The organism is Streptomyces sp. NPDC001027, assembly GCF_040299045.1.
In the GTDB taxonomy this organism is placed as follows: domain Bacteria; phylum Actinomycetota; class Actinomycetes; order Streptomycetales; family Streptomycetaceae; genus Streptomyces.
Genome location: NZ_JBEPBI010000306.1, coordinates 1 through 8,137, shown reverse-complemented (window position 1 = coordinate 8,137; position 8,137 = coordinate 1). Strand labels below are relative to the sequence as shown.

Below are 8,137 nucleotides of genomic sequence, written 5' to 3'. Positions count from 1 at the left end.
GGACGGAGGAACTCCCACTCCTCATCGGACAGTTCATGGCGACGTATCACCCGACCATGATCCACCACTCAAGATCAATTGAAGACACGACCTAGCGCCGCACTCGGCAACACCAGCCCCGTGCCTCTGTCCTACCGGCCGCCCGACCGTCCGGCGGCCTGGCCGGGCTAGTGGGACGTGCCCGCGGTCGCCGGGGGCAGCTCCGCCTGGACGCCCGGGTCGCCGGCGTCCGCCGTGTAGTCCGACGGCTTCGTCTCGTCGACGCCGTCGGGGGCCTTGGCGGCCTTCAGGACGAAGGTCAGGACCACCGTGACGACGACGTTGAGGACGAACGCCGTCAGGCCGATGTAGCCGATCTCGCCGATGCCCGGGATCTCCTTCGCCGAGCCGCCGAAGTGCTTCTGCGTCGGGGAGGTGACCCCGTACGCGGCGAAGGTGCCGTACACCATGCCGACCGCCCAGCCGGCGAGCAGGGCCCAGCGGTGGAACCAGCGGGTGAAGAGGCCGCCGACCAGGGCCGGGAACGTCTGCAGGATCCAGATGCCGCCCAGCAGCTGGAAGTTGATGGCCACCGTCTTGTCCATGGTCAGGACGAAGACCAGGGCGCCCACCTTCACCAGGAGCGAGACCAGCTTGGAGACCTTGGTCTCCTGCGCGGGCGTCGCGTCCGGCCTGATGAAGTCCTTGTAGATGTTGCGGGTGAAGAGGTTCGCGGCCGCGATCGACATGATGGCCGCGGGCACCAGCGCGCCGATGCCGATCGCCGCGAACGCGACGCCCGCGAACCAGGACGGGAACATGTCCTCGAACAGCTGCGGGATCGCCAGCTGCCCGTTGGTGACCTTGACCCCGGCCGCGATCGCCATGAAGCCGAGCAGCGCGAGCAGCCCCAGCATCAGCGAGTACAGCGGCAGGATCGTGGTGTTGCGGCGGATCACCTCACGGCTGCGCGAGGACAGCGTCGCCGTGATGGAGTGCGGGTACATGAACAGCGCCAGGGCCGAGCCCAGCGCGAGCGTCGCGTACGTCCACTGGCCCGGTTCGGCCGGGGTCAGCGCGCCGCGCGGCTTGCCCGTCGCCGGGTTGGTCTGGCTGAACGCCTCGCCCGCCTTGGCGAAGATGTCGTCGAAGCCGCCGAGCTTGATCGGGATGTAGATGATCGCCACCGCGATGACGATGTAGATCAGCGTGTCCTTCACGAACGCGATCAGCGCGGGGGCCCGCAGCCCGGAGGAGTAGGTGTAGGCGGCCAGCACGCCGAACGCGATCAGCAGCGGCAGGTCCTTCACGAACCAGTTGGTGTTCTCGCCGCCGCCGACGCCCATCACGTCCAGCACGGCCTGGATGCCGACCAGCTGGAGCGCGATGTACGGCATCGTCGCGAGGATGCCGGTCACGGCGACCGCCAGCGACAGGCCCTTCGAGCCGAAGCGGCCCCGCACGAAGTCCGAGGTCGTCACATAGCCGTGCTTGTGGGAGACCGACCACAGGCGCGGCAGGAACGTGAAGATCAGCGGGTAGACGAGGATCGTGTACGGCACCGCGAAGAAGCCGGCCGCGCCCGCCGCGTAGATCGCCGCGGGCACCGCGACGAAGGTGTACGCGGTGTACAGGTCGCCGCCGAGCAGGAACCAGGTGACCCAGGTGCCGAACGAGCGGCCGCCCAGGCCCCATTCGTCGAGGCTGTGCTCGTTCTCGGCCTTGCGCCAGCGCGCGGCCAGGAAGCCCATGACCGTGACGGCCAGGAAGAAGAAGATGAAGACGGCGAGCGCCACGCCGTTCACGCCGTCCTTCACCGCGACGCACCGCCCTTCGCGGAGGAGGAGCCCGCACGGCCGCGCTGGTCCAGCTGCCACAGCTTGTACGCGACCACCGTGAGCACGGTCGAGATGAGCACCCACAGCATCTGGTACCAGTAGAAGAAGGGGATCCCGATGAACGCCGGATCGACCTTCGCGTACGAACCCACCCACAGCATCGCCACGAACGGCGCGAACAGGCAGAGGCCGATGGCGACGCGCAAAGGCGTCACCACCGGCCCCTTGGTCACTTCAGGGGTCTCTGACATCGGCGGCTCCGCCCCTCACTAGATCGCCTTGATCACAGATGTAATGCGCAGGCAATGTAAGTGACGGATAAGCCCAGCGGAAGGCCCTCCACAGACCCTCTACTCGGCGGGCCGCTTCAGCCGTGCCACGAACTTGTATCTGTCCCCCCGGTACACCGACCGCACCCACTCCACCGGCAGGCCCTCGCGGTCCAGCGAGTGGCGGGACAGCATGAGCATCGGCAGGCCCACGTCGGTGCCGAGCAGGCCCGCCTCGCGCGGCGTGGCCAGTGAGGTCTCTATGGTCTCCTCGGCCTCGGCGAGACGGACGTCGTAGACCTCGGCGAGCGCGGTGTACAGCGAGGTGTACTTGGCCAGCGACCGGCGCAGGGCAGGGAAGCGCTTCGCCGACAGGTGGGTCGTCTCGATGGCCATCGGCTCGCCGTTGGCCATCCGCAGCCGCTCGATGCGCAGCACCCGCCCGCCGGCCGTGATGTCGAGCAGCCCGGCGAGGCGGTCGTCGGCGGTGATGTAGCCGACGTCCAGCAGCTGCGAGGTCGGCTCGAGCCCCTGGGCGCGCATGTCCTCGGTGTAGGAGGTGAGCTGGAGCGCCTGGCTGACCTTCGGCTTGGCGACGAAGGTGCCCTTGCCCTGGATGCGCTCGAGCCGGCCCTCCACGACGAGCTCCTGCAGCGCCTGACGGACGGTGGTGCGCGAGGTGTCGAACTCGGCCGCCAGCGTGCGCTCCGGCGGGACGGGGGTGCCCGGCGACTGGGTCTGCGTCATGTCGAGCAGGTGCTTCTTCAGCCGGTAGTACTTGGGCACACGCGCGGTACGGACGGCCGCCCCACCCTCGTTCGCCGCACTGCTGACGTCGGTGCTCATGTCCTGCCTTCCCGGCCTCGGATGCGGGTCACATCGTGGCACGGACGCGGCACTGCTGCCCCGCCGTTCCGTGATCCCCTCTGTATACCGTCGCAACCTTTGCTGGTCTAGTCCACCAGGTCAAATGGTCTACCGGAGCGAGCGCCTCCGACGTCGAGGTTTTCGAGAGCTTCTTACTTAAAGGTTCCTGCATATGTAGGTCCCATAACGGCTGGTCGGAGGGGATTCGGCCACCCTTGACAGGGCCATTGGTCTGAGCCAAGCTCTGCGCACTGGTCTACACCATTGGTCCAGGAGATCGAGGTCCCGGCCCGTGGGCGGGGGGTGTGGCATCCCTGAGGAGGATGGCGTGAAGCGCAAGCTGATAGCCGCGATCGGTATCGCGGGCATGATGGTCTCCATCGCGGCGTGCGGGGACGACAGCGGGAGTGGGGACTCCAAGGGCACCGACGCCAAGGAGCTGACCGTCTGGCTCACCGTCGACGCGCAGAACAACTGGCCCGAGCTGGTGAAGGCCGCCGACGCGGCGGTGCAGAAGGCGCACCCCGGCGTCAAGATCAACCACGAGTACTACGGCTGGCCGGACAAGAACGCCAAGCTGGACGCCGTCCTCGCCACCGACAAGGCCCCCGACGTCGTCGAGATGGGCAACACCGAGATGCTCGGCTACATGGTCAAGGGCGCCTTCGCCCCCCTCGACGCGGGCAAGTTCGACAACTCCTCCGCCTGGCTCGACGGCCTCAAGGCCTCGGTGACCTACGACGGCAAGACCTACGGCGTGCCGTACTACGCCGGCGGCCGCGTCGCCAACTGGCGCAAGGACGTCTTCGCCGCCGCCGGGGTGACGTCCACGCCGAAGACCTACGCGGAGCTCACCGCGGCCCTCGACAAGGTGCAGAAGAAGGAGGGCGACAAGTTCTCCGCGTGGTACCAGCCCAGCCGTGACTGGTACGCGGCCATGTCCTTCGTCTACGACGCCGGCGGCGCCATCGCCAAGGAGGACGGCGGCCAGTGGAAGGCCGACCTGTCCTCGCCGGAGTCGATCAAGGGCCTCAACGAGTTCAAGAAGGTCCTCGACACGTACATGCACGGCGACAAGACCAAGGACGAGTCCGACCGCTACATCGTCTACGGCCAGGGCAAGTCGGGCATGATCTTCGCCCCCGCCTGGGAGGGCGCGACCGCCGCCGCCAAGGAGAACGACAAGACCGGCAAGCTGGCCGGCAACGTCGAGAACTTCGTGATGCCCGGCCCGTCCGGCAAGAACCTCCCCGTCTTCCTCGGCGGTTCCGACCTCGCCGTCCCGGTGAAGTCCGACGCGCAGGGCCTCGCCGCCGAGTGGATCAACGCCTTCACCGGCCCCGCCGGGCAGAAGGGTCTGATCGCCAAGGGCAACCTGCCCAACAACAAGACCGACCTCGCGACCCTCAAGAACGACCCGGCGACGGCGGTCCCGGCCACCGCGGCCGAGTCCAACTGGTTCGTCCCGATGGCCCCCGGCTGGGGCCAGGTCGAGAAGGCCCAGGTGCTCCAGACCATGCTCCAGAGCATCGGCACCGGCAAGAAGACGGTCGAGGCCGCCGCGAAGGACGCGGACGCCGCGATCGACAAGGTCATCAACGCCAAGTGACCTGAGGGCAGGGCCCGCGGCCCACCGGGCCCTGCCTCCCGTACGACCCGAAGGACCGCTGAGGAGCGCGCGGATGAGTGCCGCAGACACGACCACCCCTGCCAAGGCGCCGCCGCGGCGGCCGTCACCCCCACCCCCGGCCCCGCCGAAGCGACCAGGCAGCCGGCGCACCCCGGCCGGCACGCCCTGGCTGCTCCTCGCGCCCTGCCTGCTGGTGCTCGCCCTGGTGATGGGCTATCCGCTGGTCCGGCTCGTCACCCTCTCCTTCCAGAAGTTCGGGCAGTCCCAGCTGTGGGGCTTCCAGCCGGCCGAGTCGGTCGGGTTCGACAACTTCGCCGGCGTGCTGGGCGACGGCGAGTTCTGGCAGGTCGTCCTGCGCACGATCGTCTTCGCGGCCGGCTGCGTCGTCCTCACGATGGTCCTCGGCATGGTGATCGCGCTGCTTCTCCAGCGGGTCTCCGGCTGGGTGAAGACCCTCGTCAACATCGCGCTCGTGGCCAGCTGGGGCATGCCGGTCATCGTCGCCACCACCGTCTTCAAGTGGCTGTTCGACTCCGACTACGGCATCCTCAACGCCGTCCTCAGCAGGCTGCCCGGCGTCGAGCTGATCGGCCACAACTGGTTCGCGAGCGGACCGCAGGGCCTCGCGGTGATCATGCTGCTGGTGATCTGGGGCGCGGTGCCCTTCGTGGTGATCACCCTCAGCGCCGGCCTCACCCAGGTGCCCGCCGAACTGGAGGAGGCCGCCCGGCTCGACGGCGCCGGCGCCTGGGGCGTCTTCCGGTACGTCACCCTGCCCATCCTCAAGCCGATCATCGTGATGCTCACGACCCTGTCGGTCATCTGGGACATGGGCGTCTTCCCCCAGGTCTTCGTCATGCGCAACGGCCACCCCGAGGCCGAGTTCCAGCTTCTGACGACGTACTCCTACGACCGCGCCTTCGTCGTCAACGACTACGGACAGGGCTCGGCCATCGCGCTGATCACCGTGCTGCTGCTGCTCGGGGTGGTCGCCGTCTACATGCGCCAGATGCTGAAGATCGGAGAGGTGGAATGACCAGCGTGCGCACCCTCGCCGCGCCGCGCCGGACGTCACGGCTCGGCTGGAACCTCCTCGGCCTGCTGGTCTTCGCCGTCGCGGGCTTCCCCGTCTACTGGATGCTCAACACGGCGTTCAAGCCGGCGAAGGACGCGATCGATCCGGACCCCAGCCTGCTGCCGACGCACCTGACCCTCGACAACTTCAGCCGCGCGCTGCACATCGCCGACTTCTGGGGGCCGGTGGGCCGCAGCCTGCTCGTCTCCCTGGCGGTCGTCGCGATCGGCGTCGTCGTGGGCATGCTGGCCGCGCTCGCCATCTCCCGGTTCGCCTTCCGCGGCCGCAAGATCGTCATCGTCGGCATCCTGGCGGTGCAGATGGTCCCGCTCGTCGCCATGATCATCCCGGTCTTCCTGCTCCTGAACGACCTGGACCAGTACGACAAGCTCTCGGGCCTGATCATCACCTACCTGACCTTCATCCTCCCGTTCACGGTGTGGACCCTGCGCGGCTTCATCGTCAACATCCCCCGGGAGCTGGAGGAGGCGGCGATGGTCGACGGCTGCACCCGCACCGGCGCCTTCGTCCGCGTCGTCTTCCCGCTGCTGGCCCCCGGCATGGTCGCCACCTCGGTCTACGGCTTCATCCAGGCCTGGAACGAGTACCTGTACGCCCTGATGCTGCTCAGCCAGAAGAACCAGACGGCGACCGTGTGGCTGAGCAACTTCTCCACCAAGCACGGCACCGAGTACGCCCCGATGATGGCCGGCGCCACCATGATGGCGCTGCCGATCGTCGCCCTCTTCCTCCTCGTCCAGCGCAAGATGGCCGCGGGGCTGACCGCGGGCGCCGTGAAGGGATGACGCCCCGATGACGACACTCGCCAGCGGCACCGACACACTGACCCGCGACGCCCTGACGGTCCTGCAGCCCGGCTTCCCCGGCACCACCGCCCCCGACTGGCTGCTTCGCCGGCTCGGCGAAGGACTGGCGTCGGTGGGACTGTTCGGCAGGAACATCGCCTCGCCCGGACAACTCGCCGCCCTGACCGCCCGCTTGCGCGCCGAACGGGACGACGTCCTGGTCGCGATCGACGAGGAGGGCGGTGACGTCACCCGGCTCGAGGTGCGCACCGGCTCCAGCTTCCCCGGCAACCACGCGCTGGGCGCGGTGGACGACGTCGCGCTCACCCTGGAGGTCGCCGCCGAGCTCGGCCGCCGCCTCGCCGCCTGCGGAGTCAACCTCAACTGGGCGCCCTCCGCCGACGTCAACTCCAACGCCGCGAACCCGGTGATCGGCGTGCGCTCCTTCGGCGCCGACCCCGCCCTGGTCGCCCGGCACACCGCCGCCTACGTCACCGGTCTGCAGTCGGCGGGCGTCGCGGCCTGCACCAAGCACTTCCCCGGCCACGGCGACACGGCCGTCGACTCCCACCACGCGCTCCCGCGCATCGACGCCGACCCGGCGGTCCTGGCCGAACGCGAGCTGACCCCGTTCCGGGCGGCCATCGCCGCCGGCACCCGCGCCGTGATGAGCGCGCACATCCTGGTCCCGGCCCTCGACCCGGCGCACCCGGCAACGTTGTCCCCCCGCATCCTGACCGGCCTGCTGCGCGACGAACTCGGCTACGACGGCCTGATCGTCACCGACGGCATGGAGATGCAGGCCGTCGCCGCGACGTACGGCATCGAACGCGGCAGCGTCCTCGCGATCGCCGCCGGCGCCGACGCCATCTGCGTGGGCGGCGGACTCGCCGACGACGAGACGGTGTGCCGGCTGCGCGACGCCCTGGTCACCGCCGTCCGCACGGGCGAACTCCCCGAGGAACGCCTCGCCGACGCGGCGCGGCGGGTACAGGCCCTCGCCCGCTGGACGGCGACGGGCGCCTGCGCCGAGCAGCCGGCCGGCGCGGCCGTGCACGCCGACATCGGCCTGATCGCCGCCCGCCGTGCCCTGCGGCTGACCGGCGACGAGGTCTTCACCCCGCTCACCGATCCGCCGTACGTCGCCGCCCTCACCCCGGTGGCCAACATCGCCGTCGGCGACGAGACCCCGTGGGGGATGGCCGCCGAGCTGAACCGGCTGCTGCCGGGGACGGAGACCGGGAGCTTCGCCGGCCCGGACGCGGGGCACGCCACGCTGGTCGCGGCGGGCGGGCGGCGGATCGTCGCCGTGGTCCGCGACGAGCACCGGCATCCCTGGATGACGGCCGCCCTCGACACCGTCCTCGCGGCCCGTCCGGACACGGTCGTCGTCGAGATGGGCGTCCCCCAGGCCCCGCCCCGGGGCGCCCTGCACATCGCCACCCACGGCGCCGCCCGGGTGTGCGGCCGCGCTGCGGCCGAGGTCGTCGCAGGTCGCTAGGCGTGTGTCGAAAATAGCGTCGTCTGCCCGAAGGGCCGGCAGACGGGACTTTCGAAACACGCCTTAGGAACGACGAGGGAGGGGGCGGGGGCGCGGGGGGGGGGGGGCGGGGCCGGGGGGGGGGTGTAAGTGTTAACCGAGAGGGAAGCGGGAAGGACCAGAAAAAGATTGG

At 69.6% G+C, this 8,137-nt stretch carries 7 protein-coding genes; 4 read left to right on the top strand and 3 right to left on the bottom strand.

Going from position 1 to position 8,137, the window contains the following annotated elements:
• Positions 1-167: 167 nt before the first annotated feature.
• The 3 genes from mctP to ABT300_RS38840 form a co-directional block, all read right to left on the bottom strand.
• Positions 168-1,796 (bottom strand): monocarboxylate uptake permease MctP, encoded by a 1,629-nt coding sequence (mctP, locus tag ABT300_RS38850; protein WP_351686331.1) that lies wholly within the window; start codon positions 1,794-1,796, stop codon positions 168-170.
• Complete coding sequence (locus ABT300_RS38845; RefSeq protein ID WP_057584266.1) at positions 1,793-2,068, bottom strand: DUF3311 domain-containing protein; 276 nt, start codon at positions 2,066-2,068, stop codon at positions 1,793-1,795. The genes mctP and ABT300_RS38845 overlap by 4 nt, the downstream gene beginning before the upstream one ends.
• A 99-nt stretch (positions 2,069-2,167) precedes the next feature.
• A complete protein-coding gene (locus ABT300_RS38840; protein ID WP_351686329.1) occupies positions 2,168-2,932 on the bottom strand; it encodes a GntR family transcriptional regulator in 765 nt (254 codons plus the stop codon).
• 349 nt (positions 2,933-3,281) lie between these two features.
• On the opposite strand from ABT300_RS38840, the gene ABT300_RS38835 reads away from it, so the two are divergent.
• The 4 genes from ABT300_RS38835 (at position 3,282) to ABT300_RS38820 (ending at position 7,965) form a co-directional block, all read left to right on the top strand.
• The gene (locus ABT300_RS38835; protein WP_351686328.1) at positions 3,282-4,562 is read left to right on the top strand and encodes an extracellular solute-binding protein; all 1,281 of its coding nucleotides are present in this window, start codon (positions 3,282-3,284) and stop codon (positions 4,560-4,562) included.
• Positions 4,563-4,635: 73 nt separating this feature from the next.
• Entirely contained in the window at positions 4,636-5,619 is a 984-nt protein-coding gene (locus ABT300_RS38830) for a carbohydrate ABC transporter permease (RefSeq protein WP_351686327.1), read from the top strand.
• On the top strand, positions 5,616-6,464 hold the full coding sequence (locus ABT300_RS38825) for a carbohydrate ABC transporter permease (RefSeq protein ID WP_351686326.1): 849 nt from the start codon (positions 5,616-5,618) through the stop codon (positions 6,462-6,464). Before ABT300_RS38830 ends, ABT300_RS38825 begins: the two co-directional genes overlap by 4 nt.
• A 7-nt stretch (positions 6,465-6,471) precedes the next feature.
• Complete coding sequence (locus ABT300_RS38820) at positions 6,472-7,965, top strand: glycoside hydrolase family 3 protein (protein WP_351686324.1); 1,494 nt, start codon at positions 6,472-6,474, stop codon at positions 7,963-7,965.
• The last annotated feature ends 172 nt before the right edge of the window (positions 7,966-8,137 follow it).